Below are 25,079 nucleotides of genomic sequence, written 5' to 3'. Positions count from 1 at the left end.
CCGATCGGGAACGGGCTTGCGTCCGCACCGGAACCGAGCCACTCCTTTTGTCAGCGGGAGAACAATGGAACGCGGGCCGTCATGCCGCTGCGTGAACCCATGAGCTGCATGCTGCAAGTGCGGGACGGCGACAATCCGGGCTACCGGCCGCGGCCGCAAGCGCAGATCGATCCGCTGTTCGCCGCGGCGGAGCACGGGGGCTGAGCCGTGGCAGTTCTTCCGCCCGCCATCCTGCCGACGCTCTATTTCATTGGCGTCACCACCGGCAAAAGCTCGATCATGACGGTGTTCCCGGCCTGGGCCCAGGCGCTCGGCCTGGCGGATGCCGTGATCCGCGGCATCGACTTCCCGCTGCATGCGGACCCCGCCGCCTATAGAGAAGCCGTGGCTTTTATCCGCGCCGACCCGCTGTCGCTCGGCGCCCTGGTCACCACCCACAAGATCGACCTGTTCCACGCCTGCCGCGACCTGTTCGACGAGATCGATCCGCACGCCGCGCGGCTGGACGAGGTGAGCTGCCTCTCCAAGGCCGGCGGCCGGCTGGTCGGACACGCCAAGGACCCGATCTCCGCCGGCCTCGCCTTCGACGCCTTCGTGCCGGCTGGCCACTTCACCCGGACGGGGGCGGAACTGTTCTCGATCGGAGCCGGCGGTGCCGCCATCGCCCTGACCTGGCACGCGATGCACGCCCGGCCCGACCGGCCGGTGCGGATCGTGGTGTCGGACCGCAGCCCCGAGCGGCTCGACGAGATCCGGCGCCTTCACGGCGAGATGGGACGCACCGTCCCGGTCGACTATGTCCTGGCACAGGGGCCCACCGACAACGACACGGCGCTGCGCGGTCTGAAGTCCGACTCGGTGGTGGTCAACGCCACCGGCCTGGGCAAGGATGCGCCAGGATCGCCGCTGACCGGCGCGGCGCCGTTCCCGCAGGGCGGCCTGCTTTGGGACCTCAACTATCGCGGCGACCTCCTGTTCCTGGACCAGGCTCGGCGGCAGCAGGCGGCGCGCGGCCTGACGGTGGAGGACGGCTGGACCTATTTCATCCATGGCTGGACCCGGGCGATCGCCGAGGTCTTCCATATCGAGATCCCGACCTGCGGCCCACGCTTCGACGAGCTGTCCCGGATCGCGGCCGCGGCGGCGCGAGGGTAGGCGCGCTCATCCCAGCTTCTTGATCAGTGCCATGGCCGCGGCCGGGGCCTTCGGCTTGAAGCCGTTGATCATGTAGATGAAGACGTCACGCGACTTCGGCGGCTTCTTCTCCGGCGCCCCGACCGGCGTCAGGTCGTCCGGCGCGCCGCCCTCGGCCCAGGCCTTGGCCCGCTTGGCCCATTGGTCGATCGCCTTCGGGGCGTAGCCGGTCTCGACCTCTTCCGAGGCGCGCTGCAGCCGGGCATAGACGAAGGGGGCGGTGACGTCCGGGATCTCCGGGAAGCCCTCCTTGTCGGTCAGCACCACCGCCACCTTGTATGCCCGCAGCATGTCGATGAATTCGGGGGTGCGGAAGCTGTCGTGCCGGACCTCGACCACATGGCGCAGGGCGTGGCCGTCGACGCTGTGCGGCAGCAGCTTCAGGAAGGCCTCGAAATCCTTCGGGTCGAACTGCTTGGTCGGCAGGAACTGCCAGTTGATCGGCCCCAGCTTCTCCTTCAATTCGGTGATGCCGCTGCCGACGAATCGCTCGATCGACTCGCCGGCCTCGGCCAGCACCCGCCGGTTGGTGGTGAAGCGCGTGCCCTTGACCGAGAAGACGAAGCCCTCCGGCGTCTCCTCACGCCATTTGGCGAAGCTCTCGGGCTTCTGCGAGCCGTAATAGGTGCCGTTGATCTCGATCGAGGTGACCTGGCGCGAGGCGTATTCCAGCTCGCGCTTTTGGGCCAAACCCTTGGGGTAGAAGGTCTCGCGCCAGGGCTCGAAGGTCCAGCCGCCGATGCCGACGCGAATCCCCGTTGCCTGCTTCGCCGCCATGGCGTCCTCCCGTTGGCCTGTCCTGACACTGGAACATAAGGCGAACGAGGAATCAAGCGCCGGCCGCATCGGGCCGGCGCTCTGCGCGATTACAGCTTGATCTGCAGCTTGACGTCGCCCGGCCGGCCCTCGGCCGCGCGCTCGAAGGCCTTGATGCTGTCCTCGAAGCCGTAGGTGTGGGTGACCAGCGGCTTCAGGTCGACCTTGCCGGAGGCGATCATGGCGATGGCGCGGTCGTAGACATTGGCGTAGCGGAACACGGTCTCGATCCGCACCTCCTTGGCCGCGGCGGCGACCAGGTCGACCGCGACCGGCTCGACCGGCATGCCGATCACCACCAGGCAGCCGCCGGGGCGGACGGCATCGAAGATGCCAGGATAGGCGCGGGGGCTGCCGCTGGCCTCGAACACCACATCGGCGCCCCAGCCGTCCGTCGCCTCGGCCACGGCGTCGGCCAGGCTTTTCTCGCGGATGTTGACGCCGGTGATGCCGGGATAGCGCTCGGCGATCGCCAGCTTCTCCGGCAGCAGATCGGAGATCAGCACCCGGCTGCAGCCGCCGGCCAGCGCCGCCAATGCCGCCATGATGCCGATCGGGCCGGCGCCGATCACCACGGCGAAATCGCCCGGCTGGATCCGCGCCTTCACCGCCGCCTGCAGGCCGACGGCGAAGGGCTCCACCATCGCGCCCTCGGCGAAGGAGACGTTGTCCGGCAGCTTGAAGGTGAAGCCGGCGGGGTGCACCACCTCGGGCGTCAGGCAGCCATGCACCGGCGGGGTGGCCCAGAACACGACGCTGGGGTCGACGTTGTAGAGGCCCAGCTTCGAGGCCTTGGAGGTCAGGTCGGGGATGCCCGGCTCCATGCAGACCCGGTCGCCGGGCTTCAGGCTGGTGACGCCGGGGCCGGTCTCGATCACGGTGCCGGCGGCCTCATGGCCCAGCACCATCGGCTCCTTCACCACGAAGGGCCCGATCCGGCCGTGGGTGTAGTAGTGCACGTCGCTGCCGCAGACGCCGACGGTGTCGATCTTGATCCGGACGTCGCCCGGCCCGAGCGTCCGGGGCAGGTCGATCTCTCGCAGCGACAACTCCCTCTGCCGCTCCAGGACCAGTGCACGCATCTGGCTTCCTCCCGAATTCGGGCCGGCCCCGCGGCCGGCCCCACCCTTCATTGGTACGACATCCTGCCGGGAGCAGGGAAGGCGTCTCTGCACAAATGTTTTTTATTGGATACGAAAGTTCATGATGGATCGGGCCCATCTTCCCCCTCTTCCGTCATGGCGAGCCCCGAAGGGGCGTGGCCATCCAGGGGGCGGTGCGAGCGGCCTCTGGATGGCCACGGCGCTGCGCGCCTCGCCATGACGGGGTTGGGAAAAGGCCTCAACCCGCCAGCGCCAGATAGTCCCGCTTGCCGATCTCCACGCCCTTGTGGCGGAGGATGTCGTAAGCGGTGACGACGTGAAAATAGAAGTTCGGCAGCACCATGGTCAGCACGTAGCTGCGGCCGGTGAACTCCACTTTCCGGTCGCGCAGGGGGAGGATCACCGTCTCCTCCTCCCGCCCGTCGATCTGGTCGGGGCCGACGCTCTCCAGATAGGCGATGGTCTTGGCCAGCCGCTCCTGCAGCTGGGGCAGGGTGGTCTCGTTGTCCTCGAAGGGCGGCGGCGTCAGTCCGGCCAGGCGGGCGGCGCCGAACTTGGCGGCGTCGCTGACGCGCTGGATCTGGCCCGACAGCGGGTACATGTCGGGCGCCAGGCGCGCCTCGACCAGCGTGGCGGGGTCGATCCCGCCGGCCTCGGCATGGGCCGCGGCCTTGTCCAGCAGCGTCGACAGCATGCGCAGCTTCGGCAGCATCACGCCGACCGAGATCTCGTGCAGGGAGAGAGGCAAGGGAGTGCTCCGATGAAGTACGGGCGCCGCGACAGCCCGGGCGTTCGGCGGCGGGTGAACCCTCCGCCCTCGACTCGCTTGCGGTCAAGGTCCGCACGGCTTGACGGATTGCATCGTTGTTTGTACCAATCGGTAAAGTCAGTTCCGTTCGGTACAGTCCCGTCGAGGAGAGCCGTCATGACCGCCGACCGTCCGCCGCTGCCGCCCTTCACCCGCGAGACCGCGATCCAAAAGGTCCGCATGGCCGAGGACGCCTGGAACAGCCGCGACCCGCAGCGGGTCTCTCTGGCCTATACCGAGGACAGCCGCTGGCGGAACCGGGCGGAGTTCCCGCAGGGCCGCGCCCAGATCGTCGAGTTCCTGACCCGGAAATGGGCGCGGGAGCTGGAGTACCGGCTGATCAAGGAACTCTGGGCCTTCGAAGGCAACCGCATCGCTGTCCGCTTCGCCTATGAATGGCGCGACGATTCCGGCCAGTGGTACCGCTCCTACGGCAACGAGAACTGGGAGTTCGATGAGCACGGGCTGATGCGCGCCCGCCACGCCTCGATCAACGACCGGCCGATCGCCGAGTCCGAGCGCAAGTTCCACTGGGACCGGTCGGGCCCGCGGCCGGCGGACCATCCGGGCTTGAGCGACCTCGGGCTCTAGCCTTGCCGAGGGTGGTGGCGGAGCGGGCGGATGTGCTGCCCGCCCTGGCCGAGGTCTTCCGCGAGCACGGCTTCGAGGGCGCCAGCCTGGCCCTGATCGGCCAGCGCACCGGCCTCGGCAAGGGCAGCCTCTACCATTTCTTCCCGGGCGGGAAAGAGGAGATGGCGGCGGCGGTGCTGGCCGAGATCGACGGCTGGTTCGAGCAGCACATCTTCCGCCCGCTGCGGGAGGAGGAGCCGCGCCGCGCGGTGGCGGAGATGATCCGCGCGGTCGACGGCTATTTCCGCTCCGGCCGCCGGGTCTGCCTGGTCGGCGCCTTCGCGCTGGGCGATGTCCGCGACCGTTTCGGTGCCGCCATCCACGGCTATTTCGCCGCCTGGACCGATGCCCTGGCGCAGGCCCTGGTGCGGTCCGGCCGGCCCGAGGACGCGGCGCGCGACCGGGCGGAGGAGGCGGTGGCGGCGATCCAGGGCGCCCTGGTCCTGGCCCGGGCGCTGGACGAGCCCGCCGCCTTCCGCCGCTCGCTGGCCCGGATCGAGGCCCGGCTCATGGCGACGTGAGCGGGTCCTCCCGCAGGAACCCGATCAGCGCCTCGGCGGTCTCCTCCGGCCGTTCCTCCTGCAGCGCGTGGCCGCAGGGCAGGGCGCGGCCACGGACATCCGTGGCCTTCTCGCGCCAGGTCGCCAGCACGTCATAGAGTTCGCCGACCACGCCCTTCGCGCCCCACAGCGCCAGCAGCGGTGCCTCGATGCGGCGATCGGCATCGGCGGCGTCATGCTCCAGGTCGATCGTCGCCGCGGCGCGGTAGTCCTCGCAGATGGCGTGGACCGCGCCGGGCTGGCGGTAGCAGCGCAGATACTCCTGCACCAGATCCTCGCGCGGCAGGCCCGGGGTCCGGCTCTGCCCGGCCAGATGGTGGCGCAGGTAGAATTCCGGATCGGCCTCGATCAATCGCTCCGGCAGCGGCGCCGGCTGGATCAGGAAGAACCACCAGAAATAGCGGGTGGCGAATTGCCGGTCGGTGCGGGCGTACATCGTCGCCGTCGGGGCGATGTCCAGCACCGCGATGCGGCGGACGGCGTCCGGATGATCCAGCGCCATGCGGTGGGCGACGCGGCCGCCGCGGTCATGGCCGACCACGGCGAAACGGTCGTGCCCCAGGGCGCGCATCACCGCCACCTGGTCGGCAGCCATCTCCCGCTTCGAATAGGCGACATGGTTCTCGCCGCCCTCCGGCCGGGCGCTGTCGCCATAGCCGCGCAGATCGGCGGCGACCACCGAATGGCCGGCCGCAACCAGGCGCGGCGCCACCTCGCACCAGGTGACATGGGTCTGCGGGTGGCCGTGCAGCAGCAGCACCGGCGGCCCGTCGCCGGCGCGCACGCCGTGGATGCGGATGCCGGGCGCGGTCTCGACGTCGAACGGCGTGAAGCCGGGCATCAGGTCCTGGGTCATGGGCGGCATTCCAGCTCCTCGGCGCCGGAGCGGCAACTGGTACCGATACTCGTCGCTGGAGCGCCCCTTGAAATGATCGGCGTCGCGGATCGTCCCGGTCCGCTCGAAGCCGAGCGCCTCCACCAGCGCGATCGAGGTCACGTTGCAGGTGTCGATCGAGGCGCCGATCGCGGTGACCGCCGGCTCGGCCGCCAGTGCTTCGACCACGGCGCCGACGGCGCGACGGCCGATGCCGCGTCCCTGGCAGCGGCAGAAGACGAAATAGGCGATGTCGGCCGCGCCGCTGCCGCCGACCGTGGCCTCGACCAGCCCGGCGTAGCTGCCGTCGGGCAGGCGGATCGCCCAGTTCAGCCAGGCCTGGTCCCCGGCCGGCGACCGGCGCGCGGCCAGCCGTTTGAACCGGGCCCGCAGCGCTGCGGCGTCGGAAGGCGGCTCCTGCGGGATGAAGCGGTAGAGGACGGGATCGGCCAAGCCGTCGAACAGCGGTTCGGCGTGGTCTGGCTGAAGTGGCTCCAGCCGCAGGTCCCCGGCGGTCAGCTCCGTCTCCGCCAGGGCGGCGATGGCCGGATCGGGCCTCAATGCGGCCGGTCGGTGGCGGGTTGGGAAAGGCGGTCGATCAGGGCGATGCCGATCGCCGACAGGATGAAGACGCTGTGGATCACCGTCTGCAGGATGATCCCCATCTCGGTGTAGCCGGTATTCTCCGGCGCCCCGACATTGCCGGCGCCGATGAAGGTGCGCAGCAGGTGGATCGAGGAGATGCCGATGATCGCCATGGCCAGCTTCACCTTCAGGATGCTGGCGTTGACGTGGTCGAGCCATTCCGGCTGGTCGGGATGGCCGTTCAGCCCGAGGCGGGAGACGAAGGTCTCGTAGCCGCCGACGATCACCATCATCAGCAGGTTCGAGATCATCACCACGTCGATCAGCCCCAGCACCACCAGCATGATCTGCTGCTCGGTCAGCTCGGGCGCGTGGCTGACCAGGTGCCACAGCTCCTTCAGGAACAGGAAGGCGTAGACGCCCTGGGCCACGATCAGACCGAGATAGAGCGGCAGCTGCAGCCAGCGCGAGCCGAAGATCACCATCGGCAGCGGCCGCAGGCGGTGCGGCGTCGGGGCGGGGGCGGCGTCCTGCGGCATGTCCGGCTCCGGAAGCAAAGATCGGGCGCCCTTATACAGGCGCGACGCGACCTGTCGGAGAGGGATTTTCCGAAAGCCGGCCCTGCGCCTCGATTCGTCGGGGGTGCCATTCTTTCGACAAACATGATAGGTTTGAATGGCTTGTCGTCGGTCCTTGTGATCACGATGTAACAAGGGGCGCTTGTGCCCGGGGGAGTCTGGAGGGGGCCTGCCATGGCCGGTTGGGGACACTGGCTGAGGACCGCGGCGACGCTCGGTCTGGTCGCCGGAATGATCGCCGGTTGCGGCGGCGACAAGCCTCGGCCGTCGGGCGGCAACGTCGCCTATTGGGAGCCGCAGATCCAGAAGGCGTCGAAGCGCTTCAACGTGCCGCCCGAATGGATCCGCGAGGTGATGCGGATCGAGAGCGGCGGCCGCGCCACCTGGAAGGGCGGCCAGCCGATCACCAGCTCGGCCGGGGCCCAGGGCCTGATGCAGGTGATGCCGGCCACCTATGAGGAGCTGCGGGTCAAGCACGGCCTCGGCCGCGACCCCTACGACCCCGAGAACAACATCATGGCGGGCACGGCCCATATCCGCGAGCTGTACGAGATGTACGGCCCGCCCGGCCTCCTCGGCGCCCACAACGCCGGGCCGGGCCGCTACCGGCAATATGTCGAGAACGGCCGCAGCCTGCCGCCGGAGACCCGGCGCTACATGGACATCGTCGGCCCGCAGATCGCCGGCATCGAACCGGGCTCCAGCCGGCCCGACCGGATGACGCAATACGCTGAGCAGCAGATCCAGCAGCGGGTCGACGGCGCGATCCAGGCCCGCACCGGGCAGCCGGGCAGCCGGTCTCCGGTGGTGATGGCGATGGCGCCGATCCCCGACCGGCTGTCGCCGGAGGAGCAGGGCACGATGGCGCGGGTCGACGCCGCCATCGCCGACCGCACCGGTCAGCCGGTCCCGGCCCAGCCAGCGGTGGTGGCGATGCAGCCGATCCCTGACCGGGTCGCGCCGTCCCGGCCGGTGGTGGCGATGGCGCCGATCCCCGATCGCGTGGCGCCGATGCCGGCGCCGGTCCACCAGGCCGCGGCACGGCCCGCCCCCGTCCGCATGGCGCCGATCCCGGACCGGCCGCAGGTCGCGCCGGTCGACGACGTGTTGCTGGCGATGGCGGCCTCGCAGCCCGAGCGGCCGAGCGCCGCCCCGGTGGCGCCGCGGGCGGTCGCCCAGCCGCAGGCCCGGCAGGCCAGGGCAGTGCCGGCCCCGACCCCGGTGGCGGTGGCGCCGACCCGGGTGGCGGCGACCACCCCGGCCGCGCCGGCCCCCGTTCGGCGCCAGGCCAGCGGCCTGCCCGCCGGCTGGTACGTGCCTTCGGCGCCGGGCAAGTAACGGCCTGAGCAGCGGCCGCGGAGGCGACGGCCACTCGCCGCCGCCATCCGGCCGATCCGGATCGTGCAGGTGTGCCGCATCGCAATTCATGCCGCCTGCAGCCGCTGCCCACCCGCCCCGACCGCCGCCGACCCCGCGGAATACGAGAGCCTTCCCGATCCGAAGCCGCATACCTCGGACAGAGGATGGTTGTCGATTTCGGCGAGGCTTTATCCCTATTTTAGGCTAATTCATCAAAAATTCGATTTTGCGCATAGTCCGTCGTAATGCGGCCGACATAAAATATCATTAAAAATCTATGCAACTTATACCAACAATACGCGAATAATTGATCCTGGGTGGCCAAAATAAACCGAAATGCGCACTATGTTCGTGCCGCTCCGCAGAAGAAGACCTCCCTTGCTGACGATCAGGCTTGCAGCGGGGCGGCATCAACCGAAGGAGCACGAGATGACCCCCAGCGTCGCCATTCCCGAGCCAGCTCAGCAACTGCCTTCCGTCTTCGGACGACCGTCCCTTGTTTCCAAGGCGCGAGAGCCCGCCCATCTCGAAGTCGCTCGCAGCCACTACCGCAATCTGGCCGTCGAGCTCGACCCGGTCGCCCGGACATACTGGTGCTTCATGCAGCCGGAAGGACGGCCGAGCTTCACGCCGGAACTGCTGCAGGACATCACTGATATGCAGCTGTCGATCCAGCGCATGTTCGTCGAACGGGCGGATGAAGAACCGCCGATCCGCTACTTCGTCTTCGCTTCGGGCCTTCCGGGGATCTACAGCATGGGCGGCGATCTGGGCCTGTTCATCGAGAAGATTCGGGCCGGGGACAGGGTGGCGCTTCGCCGCTATGCCCATGCCGCGATCGAGCCGATCTATCGCAACCATGTCGCCTTCGGCACCCCGATCATCACCATGGGGCTGGTCCAGGGCGATGCGCTGGGCGGCGGCTTCGAATGCGCCTTGTCGCTCGACATGATCGTGGCTGAGCGGAGCGCCAAGATGGGGCTGCCCGAGATCCTGTTCAACCTGTTCCCCGGCATGGGGGCGTACAGCTTCCTGTCCCGCCGGGTCGGCGCGGTGACGACGGAGAAGATGATCACCAGCGGGCGGATCTACACCGCTGAGGAGCTGCACGAGATGGGCATCGTCGACGTGCTCGCCGAGGACGGCAAGGGCACCGAGGCGGTCCGCGAATACATTACGGAGAATGGCCGCAAGTACAATGCACACCGGGCCCTGATCCAGGCCCGGCGCCGGGTCAACCCGATCACGCTCGGTGAGTTGCGTGACGTGGTCGACATCTGGGCCGATGCCTGCCTTGGCCTCGGCGAATCCGATCTCCGCAAGATGGCGAGGCTGACTGCGGCGCAGGATCGTCGGCGCGCCGCGATCATGCCGATCGCGGCCGAGTGACGTCCAAACTCGTGGTCCGAGGGGCAGCTGAGGCGACGGGCTGGGGAGCCGGTCGCCTCATTTTCCCGGTCCGGATCAGCCGTTCTGCGCCGGCCGGGCCGCGGTGCCGCGCCGCCGCAGCAGGATCGGGCGCAGGCGCTCCATTTCGGCCGCCAGACGCCGCAGATAAGTCTGGCCGTTGCGGGCGAGATCCGGCCCGCTGATGCCCTGCCAGTCCTGGCAGAGATCCGACAGGCCGCGCGCGCCGACATTCGCCGTGGCGCTGCGCAAGGCATGGGCGTTCGCCCGGAACAGCATGGCGTCGCCTTTCTGCACTGAGAGTTTCATGTCCTCGGCAATCGTCTCGATATCCGCCAGGAAATCGTCGATCAGCTCGACCAGGAATTCGTTGCCGCCCAGGGCTTCCAGGCGATCGATGACGCGCATGTCGATTGCGGCCGGACCGGCCTGGGGCAGCGTCGTGACGTTGTCCGGCAGCGGTTGCGGCGGCGCTTTGGAGACATGCTCCTGCAATACCTCATCGATGGTGGCGAACAGCTGCTCGGGCTCGATCGGCTTGGTCAGGCAGGCGTCCATGCCGGCCTCGGCGCAGCGCGCGGCGACACCCGGCGTGGCATCGGCGGTCAAGGCGATGATCGGGACATGCGGCCGGTCCAGCGCGGTGAAGCGGAACAGCTTCGTGGCCTCGACGCCGTTCATCACCGGCATGTTGATGTCCATCAGGACGAGGTCAAAGGTCGCCGCGTCCAGCGCGTCCAGGGCCTCCTCGCCGTTGGCCACCAGCCGCACCTGATGACCGGCCCGCGTCAGGATCTCCCGCAGGACCTTCTGGTTGATGCGGTTGTCGTCCGCAACCAGGACGGACAGGCTGCGCCCCGCCGGGGCTTGGCGATGAGCGGCCGCGGCCTTCCGCTTGCCCTGCGGGCGTCCGGCCTGCGCGATGCGGAAGGCGGTGCCGATGGTTCGGGTATCCGCGTCTGCTGGGATCGCGGTGACGAAGACTTCCGTCAGATCGTGCGAGATGCTCTCGCCGCTGGCCGGATCGATGAGCAGGATCGGGCGGATGGCCGGCGCCGAACGCAGCGCAGCGAGGATCGCCGCTTGCCGGTTCGGGTCGCTCGGCAAGGCGCCCCGGTCCACGATCAGGATCGCGGCCGCGTCGGCCGAGCGCAGAGGCTGCCACGCCAGCATCGCGTCGATCGAGCCGAAGGTCTCGACCGTGCTGGCGGCCGGCGTCAACAGCGGCATCAGCCGTCCGATCAGCGCCGCGTCCGTGGCGACCACGCCGAGATCGGGAATCGGTTCGACGACAGGCTGCGCCTCGACATCGGCTGCCTGATCGAATGCCAATGTGAACCAGAAGGTGCTGCCGACACCGGGCGTGCTGTCGACGCCGATCTCGCCGCCGAGCAGGGTGACCAGCCGTTTGCAGATGGCGAGCCCCAAGCCGGTGCCGCCGAACCGATCCATGATCGAAGCGTCGGCCTGTCGGAAGCTTTCGAAGATGTGACCGGAGGCCTCCGGCTCGATGCCGATTCCGGTGTCGGAGACCTCGAAGCGCAGCCGCGGTCGATCGTCCAGGCCGGCTTCCGGCCGGACGGCGATGACCACGCTGCCGGCCTCGGTGAACTTGACGGCGTTGCCGAGCAGGTTGAGGACGACTTCCCGGAGATGTCGCTCGCTGCCTCGCAGTCGGAGCGGCACGCGATGGTCGATATGAACGCCGAGATGCAGGCCCTTGGATTTTGCCTCGGTCAGGACCATCGCCCGCATTTCCGACAGCACCGATGGCAGGTCGAAATCGGCGACCTGCACCGTCATCTGTCCGGCTTCGATGCGAGAGAAGTCCAGGATATCGTTGATCAGCGTCAAAAGCTGCTGGCCGGCCGAGACGACGGTCTGCGTCATCTCTTGCTGCGAAGGGTTCAGCTTGGTGTCGTGCAGAAGCGATCCCATGCCGATGATGGCGGTCAGGGGCGTCCGCAACTCGTGGCTGACGCTGGCCAGGAACATGCTTTTCGCCTGGCTTGCCTCCTCTGCCTGCTGCCTTGCCCTGGAAAGCTTGCGGATCAGCGTGGCGGCGTAGGCCGGCAGCAGCACCATGCCGCCGAGCAGGCCGGCCGACAGCGCGCCGTGCTCGCGCCAGAACTCGGTCGTCGCCACGACCGCGCCGAACGAGATCAGGCCGCCGCTGGTGGCCAGCGCAAGAAAGGCGATGCCGAAACGGAAGCCGTTGCCGAAGATGACCCAGAGATAGATCGGAAACAGGATAGTGGCGGCTTCGCCGCCGATGTGCATCTCCCAGAACATGGCGCCGAAATCGACCAGGATGGCGACGATCCGCCGGGGACGGCAGATCGCCGGATGCATGGCGATATGGGTCAGGATGGCGATGTTGAGTGTGATATATCCGGCCAGGACGGCGACCGCCTCCAGGTTGTACTGCCCGGTCGCCAGGACGTAGATCAGGATGGCGACGGCGAAGACGATGCCGTTGAGGCGCATCTCGTGCTCGCTGTCCGGACGATTCCTGAAGCGCTGCACGATACGCCCGATCGGGGATCTCGATCTCGCCTGCGGTCTGCTGTTGATCATCGATCACCACTGCGTCCGGGCCGTCCGGTGCCGGCGCCGTCGGGAATGTCGTCGATCAGTTCCAATAGCCGCTGCCCGGCCGACACTACCTTCCGCGCCATCTCCCGCTGCGCCGGGCTGAGCCTGGTATCCTGCAGGGTAGATCCTGTGCCGATGATGGCGGTCAGCGGCGTCCGCAGTTCATGGCTCACGCCGGCGAGGAGCAGGCTCATTTCCCGGCTCTCCGCCTCGGCCTTCCGCTTGTCCCGGGACAGCTTGCGGATCAAAGGCATGGCGCAGAGCGGCACCAGCAGCATCCCGCCGAACAGGCCGGCGGTCAAGGCACCGTGCTGGCTCCAGAACGGCGTCGTCGCCGCCACGGCGCCGAACGAGACGAGGCCGACAGCCGTGGCCAGGGCCAGGAAGGCGAGCCCGAACCGGAACCCGTTGCCTAGTATGACCCAGACGTAGAGCGGGAACAGGACGGCTGTGGTCTCGCCGCCGATATGCATGACGCAGAATAGGGCGGCGAGATCGCTGAAGATTGAGAAGATCCGGCGTGGGCGACAGATCCCCGGATAGCGCAGGATGTGACCGAGCACGGCAACATTGATCGCGAGATAGGCAGGAGGGACGGCGAGGATGCTCGGATCGTTGCCGGTCGCCGCCAGAAGATAGATCAGGATGGCGGTGCCGAAGCCGAGGGCGTTGAACCGCATTTCGTGTTCGCTGTCCGGGCGGGTCTGAAGGCGCCGCGCGATGCACGCAACCAGGGATCGAGGGGCTACCTGCGGTTTGCTGTCGGTCATCTCCAAAACCACTCCAGCCCGACGGCGCCGTCACTCCGACCGGGACCATACCGAACACCGATTGGGATGGCAAAAGACCTGCTGGTCGGCCGGCCGATCCCCTGGGAACTCTCGCCGCCGGATGTTCGATTTCAACCTGAGGAAATGAAACCTCTGAACCTCGCCGACCAGCGTGCAGATCCTCTGAGCCACCCGTAAGTTTCCTCTCCTTCGACGGTCGCGTCCAGGCCGAGATTAGTGGCGGTCTGCCTAGCCGACGTCCGAGTCCGGGCTGGAGAGATGGTGCAGTCGATGGGAATCGGCACCCCCAGAGCGCGAGGCGGCGGAGATGTCATTGGCCAGCGTCAGCAGGTGCTGCCCTGCCGATACGACTTTCCGCGTCATCTCCCGTTGTGCGGAATTGAGCTTGGTGTCCTGCAGTACCGATCCGGTGCCGACGATCGCGGTCAGCGGGTTGCGCAGCTCGTGACCGACATTGGCCAGGAGGACAGCCTTTTCACGACTGGCGGCCTCGGCCTGCCGTTTGGCATTTGATAGCCTGCGGATCAGGGGCGCGACGGTGAGTGAGACCAGGCACATGCCGCCGAGCAGGCCCGCCGACAGCGACGGCTGCGACTGCCAGAACGGCGTCGTGGCGATCACCGCGCCGAAGGCCCCGACGCCCGCCGCGGTGGCCACGGCCAGATAGCGGAGGCCGAAGCGGAAGCCGTTGCCGAGGACGACCCAGATGAACAGGGGGAAGAGGAAGGCAGTCCCCTCACCGCGGATCAGCATTTCGCTCAGCAGCACGCTGAAGTCGCCGATCATGGCGATGATCCGGCGCGTGTGGCAGGCCTGCGGCCGGAGCAGGATGTGAGCGAAGATGATGAGACAGAAGGCGGTATAGCTGATGTAGACCGCGAGCTCCCCCAGACCGAACTGTCGGGTCGCGAGCAGATAGACCGCAGTCAAGGTTGACAGGGCGACGCCGTTGAACCGCATCTCGTGCTCGCTGTCCGGACGAGCCCGAAGGCGCTGTACAATGCGGCTGGCCAGGGATCCCGGTCCCGCCCGTCGCCTGCTGTCGGTCATGGCCACGCTCACTCCAGCTCCACGGCACGATCGCGCCGTCGGAGACTACGCCGAATTGTCAAACCTGGGGAACGGCCTAGGAAATCCGTCCGTCCGCCGGCCATCTGCGCACGAAGTCCCGCAACTGGTCGTCCGGCATCGGCCTGGCGAAATGAAATCCCTGGACCTCGTCGCAGCCCAGCCCTCGGACGGTCTCAAGCTGCTCCGGAGTCTCCACCCCTTCGGCGGTGACGTCCAGGCCGAGATCGTGGCCGAGATTGGTGATGGCGCGGACGATCGCGGCATCTCCGGGGCTGCTCTCCAGGTTGCGGATGAAGCTGCGGTCGATCTTCAGGCGGTCGACCGGGAAGATCTTGAGGTAGCTGAGCGAGGAGTAGCCGGTGCCGAAATCGTCGATGGCGAAGCGGATGCCGAGGTCGCGCAGCTCCCGGATCTTTCCCGCCGCCGATTCCGCGTTCTGCATCAGCACGCCCTCGGTCAGCTCGAGCTCCAGGTCCGCCGCGGCCAGGCCGGTATCGTCCAGGGTCTGCCGGATCAGCTGGCCGATATCCTGCTTGCGGAACTGCAGCGAGGTCAGGTTGACGCCGACGCGCAGCGACAGCCCGTCCCCGGCCCAGGCCGCGGCCCGGGCGCAGGCCTCGCGCAGTACCCAGGTGTTCATGGCGATGATCAGCCCGCTTTCCTCCGCCGCCGGCAGGAACTGCGCCGGCAGCAAGAGGCCGCGGGTCGGGTGCTGCCAGCGCATCAGCGCCTCGGCGCCGACGATCCGGCCGCTGCGCAGGTCGATCTGCGGCTGGTAGTGCAGCACGAACTGGTCGCCCTCCACCGCGGCCCGTAGCTCGGCTTCGAGCACCACCGCATCCTGGATGCCGGCGTTCAGCTCGGTGGCGAAGAAGCGGTACTCGCCCGGCCCGTCGGCCTTGGCCCGGTACATCGCCAGATCGGCGTTGCGGAACAGCTGGTCAGGATCGTTCCCATCCTGCGGATGCAGGGTGATGCCGATGCTGGCGGTCAGCGAGACGGTGCTGTCGTTGCGGATGTGCGGCCGGGCGATCTCCTGCAGGATCTGCGCCGCCGCCGCGGCCGCATCCTCGCCCCGCGCCACCCCCGGCTGCAGCACCGCGAACTCGTCGCCGCCGAGCCGGGCGACGATGTCCCCCGGGCGCGCCATCAGGATCAGCCGCCGCGCCACCTCCTGCAGGATCTGGTCGCCGAAGTGATGGCCCAGCGCGTCGTTGATCGATTTGAACCGGTCGAGGTCCATGAATTGCAGGGCGAAGGGCGCGTCAGGGTCGCGGGCCAGGATCCGGCGGATCCGGTTCAGGAGATGCGCCCGGTTCGGCAGGTCGGTCAGCGCGTCGTGGTTGGCCAGGTGGTGCAGATGCTCCTCGGCCAGCTTGCGGTCGGTGATGTCGAGCGCGGTGGTTAGGACGCTCGCCACCTCGTTCGACGCATCCCGCAGCGGCGCCTTGCTGGTCAGGAACACCTGCCGCACGCCGCTGCGCTCGACCACCTCCTCGTAGCTCGGCAGCGGCTCGCCGGAGGCGAAGACCAGCTGGTCCAGCTGCCGGCTGCGCTCGCCGCGCTCCCGCCCGAACACGGCGGCGACATCCTCGCCGACCAGGGCCGCGGGGGTGGAGCCGCTGGTCGCCGCCTGATAGGCGTTGACGAAGACGCAGCGGCCGTCGCGGTCGGCGGCGCTGATCATCGCGGGCAGCGTGTCGATCACCTGGGCCAGCGCGTCGCGGCTGCTGCGCAGCGCCTCCTCCTGGCTGCGCTTGGTCCGCTCCAGCTCGCGCTCCAGCGTCGCGGCGCGGCGCTTGACCCGCTGCTGCTGCCGCCGCAGCCGCAGCAGGTTGCGGGCCCGGGTCACGAATTCGTGATGGTCGACCGGGCTCTGCAGGAAGTCGGTGGCGCCGGCCTCCAGCGCCTGCAGCCGGAAGCTGCGGTCGTCATAGGCGGTGATGACGATCACCGGCACGTCGGCGACATGCGGGTTGCCGCGCAGGCGGCGGGTGAACTCCGCGCCGTCGAGATTCGGCATCTTGTAGTCGGCGATCACCAGGTCCGGTGTGTGGCCCGACAGCCAGTCGAGCGCCTCCAGCGGGTCGCCGAACGCCTGCACCGTCACCTGGCTCTCGAGCGAGGCGGCCAGCCTGGAGAAGATGTTCCGGTTGGTGGGCCGGTCATCCAAGATGACGACGAGCGACATTCCCGCTTCAGCACTCCCTGTCGTGCCCGCCTCTGTCGAATCCGACAGGCCGGATGGTATGGCCCACTCCACTATAGTCGGGCCTTCGGCTGGACCAGGAGGGAATTCGTATGACGACTGGACAGGGGGCGCCGGTTCCGCCTATGCCGCCAGCGTCATCACCACCGGCGTGTGGTCCGAAGCCTTGTCGCGGCCGCGCGGCTCGCGGTCGATGATGCAGGCGTCGAGCCGGTCGGCGAGCTCCGGGCTGGCCAGCAGGTGGTCGATGCGGATGCCGTTGTCGGCCTGCCAGGCCTGGCCCTGATAGTCCCAGAAGCTGTAGCCGGTGGCGGTCGGGTTCAGCGCCCGCCAGGAATCGGTCAGGCCCAGATGCATCAGCGCCCGGAAGCGGCGGCGCGTCTCCAGGAGGAACAGGGCGTCCTCGGTCCAGGCGGCCGGGTCCGCGGCGTCGCGCGCCTCCGGGATGACGTTGAAGTCGCCGCCCATGACGAAGGGCCGGCCCGCGGCCAGCAGGGTCTCGGCCCGGCGGCGCAGCCGGTCCATCCAGGCCAGCTTGTAGTCGTATTTCTCGGTGCCGGCGGGGTTGCCGTTCGGCAGGTACAGGCCGCAGACCCGGACGCCCCGGACCGTGCCCTCGACATAGCGGGCCTGGGTGTCGTCGCCGTTGCCGTCCAGCCCGGTCAGCGGGTCCTCGATCGGATCCTTCGAGATCAGGGCGACGCCGTTATAGCTCTTCTGGCCGTGCACCAGAAGCTTGTAGCCCAGCGCCTCGAACTCGAAGCGCGGGAACGCCTCGGTCTCGCACTTGATCTCCTGCAGCACCGCGACGTCGGGGTCGGCGCTGCGCAGCCAGTCCAGCACGTTCGACAGCCGGGCCTTGACCGAATTGACGTTCCAGGTGGCGATGCGCATGCCTCAGCCCTCCGCCCGGAGGATCGGGGACGGGGCGGGCAGGGTGGGGCGCATGACTGGTCCTCCGGGGCTGGGCGGCCCTCCGACTCCGGCGGGCGCGGCCGCTCAGATTGCGAAGGAAGTGCCGCAGCCGCAAGAGGAGGTGGCGTTCGGGTTCTTCACCTGGAAGGACGCGCCGATCAGCTCCTCGACATAATCGATCTCGGCGCCGGCCAGCAGGTCCAGCGACACGTCGTCGACCACCACGGTGACGTCGTCGCGCCGGAAGGTCAGGTCGTCGCCGTTGATCTTGTCGTCGAAGCTGAAGCCGTACTGGAAGCCGGAGCAGCCGCCGCCGGACACGGCGATGCGCAGCATCAGCGCGTCGTTGCGTTCGGCGCGCTTCAGCTCGGCGATCCGCCGGGCGGCACTTTCGGTCAGGTTCAGGATGCGGCCGTCGTCGGGCATGGTTCGATCAATCGCAGGACGTCGGGACAGGTCCCCACCAATGTAGGGAGCCGCGGGCCGTCTGCAAAGCGTCCGCCGCGATTGCCAGCCCCGCATGCGGCGGCTAGCTTGACCTCTGATGACCGCCGTCTACGCCACAGCCCCGGACCGCAGCCGCGGCCGGCTTCACGCCGAGCCGGACAGCGGCATGCGCTCGCCGTTCCAGCGCGACCGCGACCGCATCGTCCACTCCTCGGCCTTCCGCAAGCTGCAGTACAAGACCCAGGTCTTCATCTATCACGAGGGCGACTACTACCGGACCCGGCTGACCCACACGCTGGAGGTGGCGCAGATCGCCCGCACCATCTGCCGGGCGCTCGGCCTGGACGAGGATCTGGGCGAGGCGGTGGCCCTGGCGCACGACCTTGGCCACACCCCCTTCGGCCATGCCGGCGAGGACGCGCTGCACGCCGCCATGGCCGGCCATGGCGGCTTCCATCACAACGACCAGACGCTGCGCATCCTGACGGCGCTGGAGCGGCGCTACGCCGGTTTCGACGGGCTGAACCTGACCTGGGAGACGCTGGAGGGCGTGGTCAAGCACAACGGCCCGCTGCTGCCGCTGCCGCCCGGCGGAACGCTGCCGGCCACGATCGACGCGTTCCGCGCCGTCTGGGACCTAGACCTCGCCTCCCAGCCGGGGCCGGAGGCGCAGGTGGCGGCGCTGGCCGACGACATCGCCTACACCAACCACGACATCGACGACGCGGTGCGGGCCGGACTGCTGGAGCTCGACGCGCTGCGCGGCCTGCCGCTGGTCGGGCCGGTCCTGGCCGAGGTCGAGGCCCGTCATCCCGGCCTGCCGCGGCGCCGGCTGGTCCATGAGACGGTGCGGCGGGTGATCGACCAGATGGTGACCGACCTGCTGGCAGAGTCCCGCCGCCGCTTGGCGGCGCTGGCGCCGGCCTCGGTCGAGGCGATCCGCGCCGCGCCGGTGGCGGCGATCGCCTTCTCCGACGGCGTCGCGGCCGATCTCGCCGTGGTCCGCAGCTTCATGTTCCGCGAGGTCTACCGGCACTATCTGGTGAACCGCGAGACCAGCAAGGCCCGGCGGGTGGTGCGCGACCTGTTCGAACTGTTCACGGCCGAGCCGAACACCCTGCCGACCGACTGGCGGCGCCAGGCCGACGCGGCAGGCCCAGCCGGCCTGCCACGGCTGGTGGCCGACTACATCGCCGGCATGACCGACCGCTACGCCCTGCTCGAACACCAGCGCCTGTTCGCCCTGGACCGGCCGGTGTGAGAGGCGACGGGCCTCGCCCCGTCTTGTCATGCCCGGGCTTGACCCGGGCATCCAGAAAGTGTCGAAAGCCTCTGGATTGCCGGGTCAGGCCCGGCAATGACAGGCGGGGAGGGGGGCTCCCCAGATTGATTCGTCACTGAATCAATTTCTTATCGCCCGTTTCTCCGATTCGGGTTATGATTCCGAATCAGTCGGGGGATAGTATGGTCGACACCGCCACGCAACTGCGACTCGGACCGGACGGGCAATGGATGGAGGCGCCGCACGCGCTGCCCGTCGCCGCGCCCGTCGCGGCTCATCCCACGGTCCAGCTCCGCCAGGTTCCGGCGACGCCCTGGCGTCTCATCGTCCCGGCCGGGGTGATCCTGGTCGTCGTCCTGCTGTTCGCCGGCATCCTGATCTCGACCTACACCTCCGGCGGCTCGGTGACGATGGAGGGCGGGGTGCCGATCATCCGCGCCGACCGCGCCGAGTTCCGCACGAGGCCGGAGCAGCCGGGCGGCATCGACATTCCGAACCAGGACCGTCTCGTGCTGCAGGATCTCGGCCGCCGGCAGGCGCCGGTGAAGGTGGCCCCCGTGCTGCCGCCGCCGGAGCAGCCGATGCCGCGGCACGTCCAGGCCGGCCCCGACCAGCGCGGCTGGCGCCTGCCGCTGCCGGCCGCGGCCCCTGGCGCCGGGGTGGTGGAGATCCTGCTGGCGCGCCCCGGCCAGGCCGCCGCGCCGCCGGAACCGGTCGCGCCGGCCCAGCCGTCCCCCGAGCCGGCTGCCGCGGCACCGGCGGCCGCGGATCCCGCGCCCGTCGCCGATCCGGCCCCGGTCCAGACTGCCGCGCTGGCGCCGGCGGCGCCGATCGCTCCGGCCGAGCCTGCCGCGCCCGCGCCCCAGGCGGCCCCGCAGCCGGCCGACCCGATCGCCGCGCTGCTGGCCAACCCAGCGGCCGCCGACGGCTGGATCGACCCGGACGCCGGTGCGCCGGCCGCCCAGGTCGCGGCCGTGCCGTCGATGCCGGCGATCGTCGCCGTGCCGGACGGGCGCTTCGCGGCCCAGATCGCGGCGGTGACCTCGCCGCAGGAGGCGCAGGCCGAATGGGCCCGCTTCCAGCGCCGCTTCCCGGAGCTGTTCGGCGCGCTGCAGCTCGCCGCGCCGCAGGTCTCGGCCTCGACCCGGCTCGGCTATCGCGTCCAGGCCGTGCCGCTCGACCAGGCGACGGCGACGCGGCTGTGCGAGGCCCTGGCCAGCGAGAAGACCGGCTGCCTCGTCGTTCCCCGCTGAGTTCCGTTCATGCCCCCCTTGTCGTTGAATCGGGCGATCCTGTTCGGCTGCGCCGGCCCCGTCCTGACGGCCGAGGAGCGGCTGTTCTTTCGCGACGCCGATCCGCTCGGCTTCATCCTGTTCCGCCGCAACTGCGAGACGCCGGACCAGCTCGCGGCCCTGGTCGCCGAGCTGCGCGACGCGGTCGGCCGCCGGGCGCCGGTGATGATCGACCAGGAGGGCGGGCGCGTCGCCCGCCTCCGGCCGCCGCACTGGCCCGGCTTCCCGGCCGCCGGCCGCTTCGGCGCGCTGCACGCCCTCGACCCGGAGGCGGCGATGGAGGCTGCCCGCGCCAATGCCACCGCCATCGCGCTGACCGTCGGCGCCGCCGGCATCGACGTGGTCGCGGCGCCGGTGCTCGACCTCGACCTGCCCGGCGCCGACCGCACCGTGGTCGGCGACCGCGCCTTCTCCGGCGACCCGGCGGTGGTCGCCCGGCTTGGCCGCGCCGTGGCCGAAGGGCTGCTCGACGGCGGCGCGCTGCCGGTGATCAAGCATCTGCCCGGCCATGGCCGGTCGCGGGTCGACAGCCACTTTGCGCTGCCTTTGGTCGAGGCCGACCTCGACGCGCTGGAGCGCACCGATTTCGCGCCGTTCCGCGACCTTGCCGGCCTGCCCTGGGGCATGACCGGCCATCTCGTCTTCACCGCGCTCGACCCCGATCACCCGGTCACCCAGTCGCCGACCGCGATCCGCGACGCGGTGCGCGGCCGCATCGGCTTCGACGGCGTCCTGTGCAGCGACGACCTGTCGATGGGCGCCCTCTCCGGGTCCCTGCCGGACCGGGCGTCGCGGGCCCTGGCCGCCGGCTGCGACCTGGCCCTGCACTGCAACGGCGACCTCAGGGAGATGCAGGCGATCGCGGCGGCGGTGCCGGCGATCGGCCCGGAGACGGCGGCCCGGCTGGCCCGCGGCGAGGCTTGGCGCCGCCCGGCGAGCGAGCGGCCGGTCGAGAGCTATCTCGAGCGGGTGAGGGAGCTGCTCGCCCGCCTGCCCTCCGTGTGATCGAGGTTGCTTCGCCGCGCTCGGGCGGCGAAACTCCGCGCATGCTGGAAGACTGGTCGAAGGTCGATGCACCGCCGGTGACGAGCCGGGAGGACGCCGCCTTCATTCTGAAATTCGAATCCTATGAAGGGCCGATCGACCTGCTGCTCGAACAGGCGCGCGAGCAGAAGGTCGACCTGACCCAGATCTCCATCCTGGCGCTGGCCGACCAGTACCTCGCCTTCGTCGAGCGGGCGCGGCGCCTGTCGCTGGAGCTGGCGGCGCACTACCTGGTGATGGCGGCCTGGCTGGCCTATCTCAAGTCGCGCCTGCTGCTGCCCGCCCCGCCGGGCGACGACGAGCCGAGCGGCGCCGAGCTGGCCGAGGCCCTGGCCTTCCAGCTGCGCCGGCTGAACGCGATGCGCGAGGCCGGGCAGGCGCTGATGGCGCGGCCGCAGCTCGGCCACGACCTGTTCGCCCGCGGCGCCGCGGAGGAGGACGAGGCGGCCCCGACCTCGGTCTGGGCCGTGTCGCTCTACGACCTGCTCAAGGCGTATGCCGAGCACTGGCGCGCCAAGGCCGCGGCCGAGGGCGGCCTGCGCATCGAGGCCTCGGTGCTGTTCTCGCCGGAGCAGGCGCTGGAGCGGATGGAGGCCATGCTCGGCCGGTTCCCGAGCTGGACCACGCTCGCCGCCTTCCTGCCGCCGATGACCGGCAGTCCGCTGGTGCGGCGCTCGGCGCTCGCCGCCACCTTCGTCGCCACGCTCGAGCTGGCCAAGGCCGGCCGGCTCGCGATCCGCCAGGACGGACCCTTCGGCCCGATCTGGCTCAAGGCCCAGGCTTCCCAGAGCACCACCGAAGAATGACCGAACAAAGCCTGCATATCCCACCCTCACTGCGTCCTGCGCCGGTTCAACATGCCGACAGGGCAGGAGGACGGCGCAGCGCGATGTGGTGCATCGCGCAAGCCGTTCGACGCACCATGTCGGCATGTTCAACCGGCCCGGAGGGTCGCCTTGCGGCGGCCGCCTGCGGGCGCGGGCCGCTCGATCGTATGGCCCGATACGCTCTTCGCGGCCCGAGCCCTCATTCGACTCACCGCAAGGCGACGCAGGATGCAGTGAGGGTGGGATATGCAGGCTGATCAAGCCCTGCGCCTGGTCGAAGCCATGCTGTTCGCCTCGCCGACGCCGCTGACCGAGGCGGCGATCGCCGAGCGCCTGCCCGACGGCGCCGACGTGCCGGAGCTGATCGACACGCTGGTCGAGCAGTACCGCAACCGCGGCGTCACCCTGATGCCGGTCGCCGGCGGCTGGGCCTTCCGCACCGCGCTCGACCTGGCGCCGCTATTGCGCGACGCCGGCCATGTCGTCCGCCGCCTGACCCGGGCGGCCCTGGAGACGCTGGCGATCATCGCCTATCACCAGCCGGTGACGCGGCCGGAGATCGAGGCGGTGCGCGGCGTCGCCGTGGCCAAGGGCACGCTCGACACGCTGCTGGAGGCCGGCTGGATCGCCCCGGGCCGCCGCCGGCAGCAGCCCGGCCGGCCGCTGACCTGGATCACCACCCCGGCCTTCCTCGACCATTTCGGCCTCGGCGGGCTTGAGGACCTGCCGAGCGTCGACGAGCTCAAGGCCTCGGGCCTGCTCGACACCCGCCCGGCCATGGCCGTGCTGCCCGGCGGCACATTGTCCGGCGAGGACGGGCCGGAGCCGCCGGAGGACGAGGACCGCGACTAGCGGAACGGGCCGCGCCGGGCGGTTTTCGCCGCCGCCGAAACCCCAGGATTTCTGCGCTGATTCGCGCCGTCCGCCGGCATTGCGGTGGCGTGGGGTTTCTGCGATGATCCGGCCGCCTTGGGGCTGGAGGATGAGTTTATGGGTGGTTTGAGTATTTGGCACTGGTTGATCGTCCTGGTCGTCGTGCTCCTGATCTTCGGGAACCGGCTGCCGCGGGCGATGGGCGACCTGGCCAAGGGGATCAAGAACTTCAAGACCGGGCTGTCGGACGATCCCAAGAGCGACGGGTCGGATGATCGTCCGGCCGTGCCGCCGCCCGCGGGCACCGAAGCCGGCAGTCCGAACCGGACGACCGTCGACCGCCAATAGTCCCCTCGGGGAACCGGAACCGCGCCCCGTCTCCGGAGGCGGGGCGTGATGGACGAATGTGATGTTCGGTTTCGACTGGTCGGAGTTGATGATCATCGTGGTCGTGGCACTCATCGTGCTCGGCCCGAAGGATCTGCCGCGCGCCCTCTATCAGCTCGGCAAATGGACGCGGCACGCCCGCCGCATCACCAGCGAGTTCCAGCGCCATGTCGACGACATCGTGCGCCAGGCCGAGCTGGAGGAGGTGCGCAAGACCGTCCAGGACGCAGCCAAGACGATGGATGTCCGCGGCCAGGTGGCCGAGCACGTCAACACCGTGCTCGACCCGGTCCGCGACATCAAGCAGGCCTTCGACAAGGCGGCGCCCGGCGCCACGCCGCGGGCGGAGCCCGACAGGGCCGCGCCCAACGGGGCGGCGGCGCCCCCCGCGGCGGAGCCGCGAAGGGTTGAGGGCCCGCAGCCGGTCGAGGGTCCGAAGCCCGCCGAGCCGGAGGCTCCGGCCGAACCCGCGCCGGCCGCCGTTCCCGCGTCGCCGGCCGCCGTTCCTGTTGCCGCGCCGGCCCCGGCCGCCGCCCCGACCCCGACCGACCGCGCGAGCTGATCCATGGCGCCCTCCGACAAGGAGATCGACGACAAGCAGATGCCGCTGATGGACCATCTGCTGGAGCTGCGCACCCGGCTGATCTATTCCGTGGTCGCGATCCTGGTCGGGTTCTTCATCTGCTACCACTTCGCGGAAGCGATCTACCTGTTCCTGACCCAGCCGCTGGCGGATGCGCTGCCGCCGGGCCAGCCCCGGTCGATGATCTACACGGCGCTGACCGAGGTGTTCTTCACCTACATCAAGATCGGTTTCTGGGGCGGCTTCTGCCTGGCCTTCCCGGTGGTGGCCAGCCAGATCTGGATGTTCGTGGCGCCCGGCCTGTACCGCAACGAGCGCAACGCCTTCCTGCCGTTCCTGCTGTTCAGCCCGGTGATGTTCATCATCGGCGCGGCCTTCGTGTACTACTTCGTGTTCCCGCTGGCCTGGAAGTTCTTCCTGTCCTTCCAGGTGCTGGGCCCGGATGTCGGCAGCGGCCTCGAGATCAAGCTCGACGCCAAGGTGTCGGACTATCTCGACCTGGTGATGCGCCTGCTGCTGGCCTTCGGCATCGCCTTCCAGCTGCCGGTGCTGCTGACGCTTCTGGTCCGCGTCGGCATCCTCAGCGTCGCCACGCTGAAGAGCAAGCGCCGCTACGCCATCGTCATCGTCTTCGTCGTCGCCGCCGTGCTGACCCCGCCGGACGCGATCAGCCAGATCGCGCTCGCCGTGCCGATGCTGCTGCTCTACGAGATCGCGATCTTCATCGGCGGCCTGATCGAGCGCGACCGCGCCAAGCGCGAGGCGGAGGCCGAGGCGGAAGACGCCCGCCCCGACGACGGCCCGGCCTGACCTTCACTCTTCACTGTCATGCCCGGGCTTGACCCACGG

The 25,079-nt window shown here is 69.5% G+C and carries 25 protein-coding genes and 1 pseudogene; 14 read left to right on the top strand and 12 right to left on the bottom strand.

Annotated features, from left to right (window positions below; translation table 11 throughout):
• Nucleotides 1–81 precede the first annotated feature (81 nt).
• Together LG391_RS34825 and LG391_RS33555 are read left to right on the top strand one after the other, a co-directional pair.
• Complete coding sequence (locus LG391_RS34825; protein WP_255647006.1) at nucleotides 82–204, top strand: hypothetical protein; 123 nt, start codon at nucleotides 82–84, stop codon at nucleotides 202–204.
• A gap of 3 nt (nucleotides 205–207) precedes the next feature.
• Nucleotides 208–1,155, top strand: a complete 948-nt coding sequence (locus LG391_RS33555) for a shikimate dehydrogenase (protein WP_225773356.1) — start codon at nucleotides 208–210, stop codon at nucleotides 1,153–1,155.
• Nucleotides 1,156–1,161: 6 nt separating this feature from the next.
• Here LG391_RS33555 and LG391_RS33550 read toward each other — a convergent pair whose 3' ends face one another.
• The 3 genes from LG391_RS33550 to LG391_RS33540 all read right to left on the bottom strand — a co-directional run bounded on the left by LG391_RS33550 (nucleotide 1,162) and on the right by LG391_RS33540 (nucleotide 3,861).
• Nucleotides 1,162–1,971, bottom strand: a complete 810-nt coding sequence (locus LG391_RS33550) for a DUF72 domain-containing protein (RefSeq protein ID WP_225773355.1) — start codon at nucleotides 1,969–1,971, stop codon at nucleotides 1,162–1,164.
• An 89-nt stretch (nucleotides 1,972–2,060) separates the two neighbouring features.
• Nucleotides 2,061–3,092: an NAD(P)-dependent alcohol dehydrogenase gene (locus LG391_RS33545; protein WP_225773353.1), complete on the bottom strand. Its 1,032-nt coding sequence runs from the start codon at nucleotides 3,090–3,092 to the stop codon at nucleotides 2,061–2,063.
• Nucleotides 3,093–3,351: 259 nt separating this feature from the next.
• Nucleotides 3,352–3,861, bottom strand: coding sequence for a DUF1993 family protein (locus LG391_RS33540; protein ID WP_225773351.1), 510 nt, complete (start codon nucleotides 3,859–3,861; stop codon nucleotides 3,352–3,354).
• 177 nt (nucleotides 3,862–4,038) lie between these two features.
• On the opposite strand from LG391_RS33540, the gene LG391_RS33535 reads away from it, so the two are divergent.
• Nucleotides 4,039–4,512 (top strand): nuclear transport factor 2 family protein, encoded by a 474-nt coding sequence (locus tag LG391_RS33535; RefSeq protein WP_225773350.1) that lies wholly within the window; start codon nucleotides 4,039–4,041, stop codon nucleotides 4,510–4,512.
• Between the two features lie 11 nt (nucleotides 4,513–4,523).
• The gene (locus tag LG391_RS33530; RefSeq protein WP_374200835.1) at nucleotides 4,524–5,072 is read left to right on the top strand and encodes a TetR/AcrR family transcriptional regulator; all 549 of its coding nucleotides are present in this window, start codon (nucleotides 4,524–4,526) and stop codon (nucleotides 5,070–5,072) included.
• On the opposite strand, the gene LG391_RS33525 is transcribed toward LG391_RS33530, so the two are convergent.
• The 3 genes and pseudogenes from LG391_RS33525 to LG391_RS33515 all read right to left on the bottom strand — a co-directional run bounded on the left by LG391_RS33525 (nucleotide 5,059) and on the right by LG391_RS33515 (nucleotide 7,109).
• Complete coding sequence (locus LG391_RS33525) at nucleotides 5,059–5,976, bottom strand: alpha/beta fold hydrolase (RefSeq protein ID WP_225773443.1); 918 nt, start codon at nucleotides 5,974–5,976, stop codon at nucleotides 5,059–5,061. The two genes, LG391_RS33530 and LG391_RS33525, sit on opposite strands and share 14 nt — an antisense overlap.
• 105 nt (nucleotides 5,977–6,081) lie before the next feature.
• Nucleotides 6,082–6,546, bottom strand: a pseudogene (locus tag LG391_RS33520) (GNAT family N-acetyltransferase); the annotation flags it as partial.
• Nucleotides 6,543–7,109: a TIGR00645 family protein gene (locus tag LG391_RS33515; RefSeq protein WP_225773346.1), complete on the bottom strand. Its 567-nt coding sequence runs from the start codon at nucleotides 7,107–7,109 to the stop codon at nucleotides 6,543–6,545. The pseudogene LG391_RS33520 and the gene LG391_RS33515, both read right to left, overlap by 4 nt.
• Nucleotides 7,110–7,322: 213 nt before the next feature.
• On the opposite strand from LG391_RS33515, the gene LG391_RS33510 reads away from it, so the two are divergent.
• Together LG391_RS33510 and LG391_RS33505 are read left to right on the top strand one after the other, a co-directional pair.
• Nucleotides 7,323–8,486 (top strand): transglycosylase SLT domain-containing protein, encoded by a 1,164-nt coding sequence (locus tag LG391_RS33510; RefSeq protein ID WP_225773344.1) that lies wholly within the window; start codon nucleotides 7,323–7,325, stop codon nucleotides 8,484–8,486.
• A 450-nt stretch (nucleotides 8,487–8,936) separates the two neighbouring features.
• Nucleotides 8,937–9,896: a crotonase/enoyl-CoA hydratase family protein gene (locus LG391_RS33505; protein ID WP_225773342.1), complete on the top strand. Its 960-nt coding sequence runs from the start codon at nucleotides 8,937–8,939 to the stop codon at nucleotides 9,894–9,896.
• A gap of 75 nt (nucleotides 9,897–9,971) precedes the next feature.
• Here the strand turns inward: LG391_RS33505 and LG391_RS33500 are convergent, their stop codons facing one another.
• The 6 genes from LG391_RS33500 to erpA all read right to left on the bottom strand — a co-directional run bounded on the left by LG391_RS33500 (nucleotide 9,972) and on the right by erpA (nucleotide 17,921).
• Nucleotides 9,972–12,266 carry a hybrid sensor histidine kinase/response regulator gene (locus tag LG391_RS33500; RefSeq protein WP_225773340.1) on the bottom strand — a complete coding sequence of 765 codons (2,295 nt, stop codon included), beginning with the start codon at nucleotides 12,264–12,266 and terminating at the stop codon, nucleotides 9,972–9,974.
• Nucleotides 12,267–12,487: 221 nt separating this feature from the next.
• Nucleotides 12,488–13,279, bottom strand: a complete 792-nt coding sequence (locus LG391_RS33495) for a histidine kinase dimerization/phospho-acceptor domain-containing protein (RefSeq protein WP_225773338.1) — start codon at nucleotides 13,277–13,279, stop codon at nucleotides 12,488–12,490.
• 249 nt (nucleotides 13,280–13,528) lie between these two features.
• Nucleotides 13,529–14,350 (bottom strand): HAMP domain-containing sensor histidine kinase, encoded by an 822-nt coding sequence (locus LG391_RS33490; protein ID WP_225773336.1) that lies wholly within the window; start codon nucleotides 14,348–14,350, stop codon nucleotides 13,529–13,531.
• A 76-nt stretch (nucleotides 14,351–14,426) separates the two neighbouring features.
• On the bottom strand, nucleotides 14,427–16,562 hold the full coding sequence (locus tag LG391_RS33485; protein ID WP_225773334.1) for an EAL domain-containing protein: 2,136 nt from the start codon (nucleotides 16,560–16,562) through the stop codon (nucleotides 14,427–14,429).
• A 141-nt stretch (nucleotides 16,563–16,703) separates the two neighbouring features.
• Nucleotides 16,704–17,474 carry an exodeoxyribonuclease III gene (gene xth, locus LG391_RS33480; protein ID WP_225773333.1) on the bottom strand — a complete coding sequence of 257 codons (771 nt, stop codon included), beginning with the start codon at nucleotides 17,472–17,474 and terminating at the stop codon, nucleotides 16,704–16,706.
• 105 nt (nucleotides 17,475–17,579) lie between these two features.
• Nucleotides 17,580–17,921 (bottom strand): iron-sulfur cluster insertion protein ErpA, encoded by a 342-nt coding sequence (gene erpA / locus LG391_RS33475; protein WP_225773331.1) that lies wholly within the window; start codon nucleotides 17,919–17,921, stop codon nucleotides 17,580–17,582.
• A 118-nt stretch (nucleotides 17,922–18,039) separates the two neighbouring features.
• Between erpA and LG391_RS33470 the strand changes: the two genes are divergently transcribed.
• The 8 genes from LG391_RS33470 to tatC all read left to right on the top strand — a co-directional run bounded on the left by LG391_RS33470 (nucleotide 18,040) and on the right by tatC (nucleotide 25,040).
• The gene (locus LG391_RS33470; RefSeq protein WP_225773329.1) at nucleotides 18,040–19,203 is read left to right on the top strand and encodes a deoxyguanosinetriphosphate triphosphohydrolase; all 1,164 of its coding nucleotides are present in this window, start codon (nucleotides 18,040–18,042) and stop codon (nucleotides 19,201–19,203) included.
• 203 nt (nucleotides 19,204–19,406) lie between these two features.
• A complete protein-coding gene (locus tag LG391_RS33465) occupies nucleotides 19,407–20,477 on the top strand; it encodes an SPOR domain-containing protein (protein WP_225773327.1) in 1,071 nt (356 codons plus the stop codon).
• Nucleotides 20,478–20,486: 9 nt separating this feature from the next.
• Entirely contained in the window at nucleotides 20,487–21,521 is a 1,035-nt protein-coding gene (gene nagZ / locus LG391_RS33460; RefSeq protein ID WP_225773326.1) for a beta-N-acetylhexosaminidase, read from the top strand.
• A gap of 41 nt (nucleotides 21,522–21,562) precedes the next feature.
• On the top strand, nucleotides 21,563–22,366 hold the full coding sequence (locus tag LG391_RS33455) for a ScpA family protein (protein ID WP_225773323.1): 804 nt from the start codon (nucleotides 21,563–21,565) through the stop codon (nucleotides 22,364–22,366).
• A 267-nt stretch (nucleotides 22,367–22,633) separates the two neighbouring features.
• On the top strand, nucleotides 22,634–23,239 hold the full coding sequence (locus LG391_RS33450) for an SMC-Scp complex subunit ScpB (protein WP_225773321.1): 606 nt from the start codon (nucleotides 22,634–22,636) through the stop codon (nucleotides 23,237–23,239).
• 84 nt (nucleotides 23,240–23,323) lie between these two features.
• Nucleotides 23,324–23,608, top strand: coding sequence for a twin-arginine translocase TatA/TatE family subunit (gene tatA, locus LG391_RS33445; protein WP_374200833.1), 285 nt, complete (start codon nucleotides 23,324–23,326; stop codon nucleotides 23,606–23,608).
• Between the two features lie 61 nt (nucleotides 23,609–23,669).
• On the top strand, nucleotides 23,670–24,209 hold the full coding sequence (tatB, locus tag LG391_RS33440; protein WP_225773319.1) for a Sec-independent protein translocase protein TatB: 540 nt from the start codon (nucleotides 23,670–23,672) through the stop codon (nucleotides 24,207–24,209).
• Nucleotides 24,210–24,212: 3 nt separating this feature from the next.
• Nucleotides 24,213–25,040 (top strand): twin-arginine translocase subunit TatC, encoded by an 828-nt coding sequence (gene tatC / locus LG391_RS33435; RefSeq protein ID WP_225773317.1) that lies wholly within the window; start codon nucleotides 24,213–24,215, stop codon nucleotides 25,038–25,040.
• Nucleotides 25,041–25,079: the final 39 nt, after the last annotated feature.

This window comes from Inquilinus sp. Marseille-Q2685 (assembly GCF_916619195.1).
In the GTDB taxonomy this organism is placed as follows: Bacteria; Pseudomonadota; Alphaproteobacteria; order DSM-16000; family Inquilinaceae; genus Inquilinus.
Note: the sequence above shows the minus strand (reverse complement) of the source record. Positions and strands in the feature narration are given on the sequence as shown.

Bases quoted from the DNA above. Each gene is read 5' to 3' on its own strand.
- LG391_RS34825 (WP_255647006.1), top strand. From the start codon at position 82: ATGCCGCTGCGTGAACCCATGAGCTGCATGCTGCAAGTGCGGGACGGC.
- LG391_RS33550 (WP_225773355.1), bottom strand. From the start codon at position 1,971: ATGGCGGCGAAGCAGGCAACGGGGATTCGCGTCGGCATCGGCGGCTGG.
- LG391_RS33545 (WP_225773353.1), bottom strand. From the start codon at position 3,092: ATGCGTGCACTGGTCCTGGAGCGGCAGAGGGAGTTGTCGCTGCGAGAG.
- LG391_RS33535 (WP_225773350.1), top strand. From the start codon at position 4,039: ATGACCGCCGACCGTCCGCCGCTGCCGCCCTTCACCCGCGAGACCGCG.
- LG391_RS33525 (WP_225773443.1), bottom strand. From the start codon at position 5,976: ATGCCGCCCATGACCCAGGACCTGATGCCCGGCTTCACGCCGTTCGAC.
- LG391_RS33515 (WP_225773346.1), bottom strand. From the start codon at position 7,109: ATGCCGCAGGACGCCGCCCCCGCCCCGACGCCGCACCGCCTGCGGCCG.
- LG391_RS33510 (WP_225773344.1), top strand. From the start codon at position 7,323: ATGGCCGGTTGGGGACACTGGCTGAGGACCGCGGCGACGCTCGGTCTG.
- LG391_RS33505 (WP_225773342.1), top strand. From the start codon at position 8,937: ATGACCCCCAGCGTCGCCATTCCCGAGCCAGCTCAGCAACTGCCTTCC.
- LG391_RS33500 (WP_225773340.1), bottom strand. From the start codon at position 12,266: ATGCATCCGGCGATCTGCCGTCCCCGGCGGATCGTCGCCATCCTGGTC.
- LG391_RS33495 (WP_225773338.1), bottom strand. From the start codon at position 13,279: ATGACCGACAGCAAACCGCAGGTAGCCCCTCGATCCCTGGTTGCGTGC.
- LG391_RS33490 (WP_225773336.1), bottom strand. From the start codon at position 14,350: ATGACCGACAGCAGGCGACGGGCGGGACCGGGATCCCTGGCCAGCCGC.
- LG391_RS33485 (WP_225773334.1), bottom strand. From the start codon at position 16,562: ATGTCGCTCGTCGTCATCTTGGATGACCGGCCCACCAACCGGAACATC.
- xth (WP_225773333.1), bottom strand. From the start codon at position 17,474: ATGCGCATCGCCACCTGGAACGTCAATTCGGTCAAGGCCCGGCTGTCG.
- erpA (WP_225773331.1), bottom strand. From the start codon at position 17,921: ATGCCCGACGACGGCCGCATCCTGAACCTGACCGAAAGTGCCGCCCGG.
- LG391_RS33470 (WP_225773329.1), top strand. From the start codon at position 18,040: ATGACCGCCGTCTACGCCACAGCCCCGGACCGCAGCCGCGGCCGGCTT.
- LG391_RS33465 (WP_225773327.1), top strand. From the start codon at position 19,407: ATGGTCGACACCGCCACGCAACTGCGACTCGGACCGGACGGGCAATGG.
- nagZ (WP_225773326.1), top strand. From the start codon at position 20,487: ATGCCCCCCTTGTCGTTGAATCGGGCGATCCTGTTCGGCTGCGCCGGC.
- LG391_RS33455 (WP_225773323.1), top strand. From the start codon at position 21,563: ATGCTGGAAGACTGGTCGAAGGTCGATGCACCGCCGGTGACGAGCCGG.
- LG391_RS33450 (WP_225773321.1), top strand. From the start codon at position 22,634: ATGCAGGCTGATCAAGCCCTGCGCCTGGTCGAAGCCATGCTGTTCGCC.
- tatB (WP_225773319.1), top strand. From the start codon at position 23,670: ATGTTCGGTTTCGACTGGTCGGAGTTGATGATCATCGTGGTCGTGGCA.
- tatC (WP_225773317.1), top strand. From the start codon at position 24,213: ATGGCGCCCTCCGACAAGGAGATCGACGACAAGCAGATGCCGCTGATG.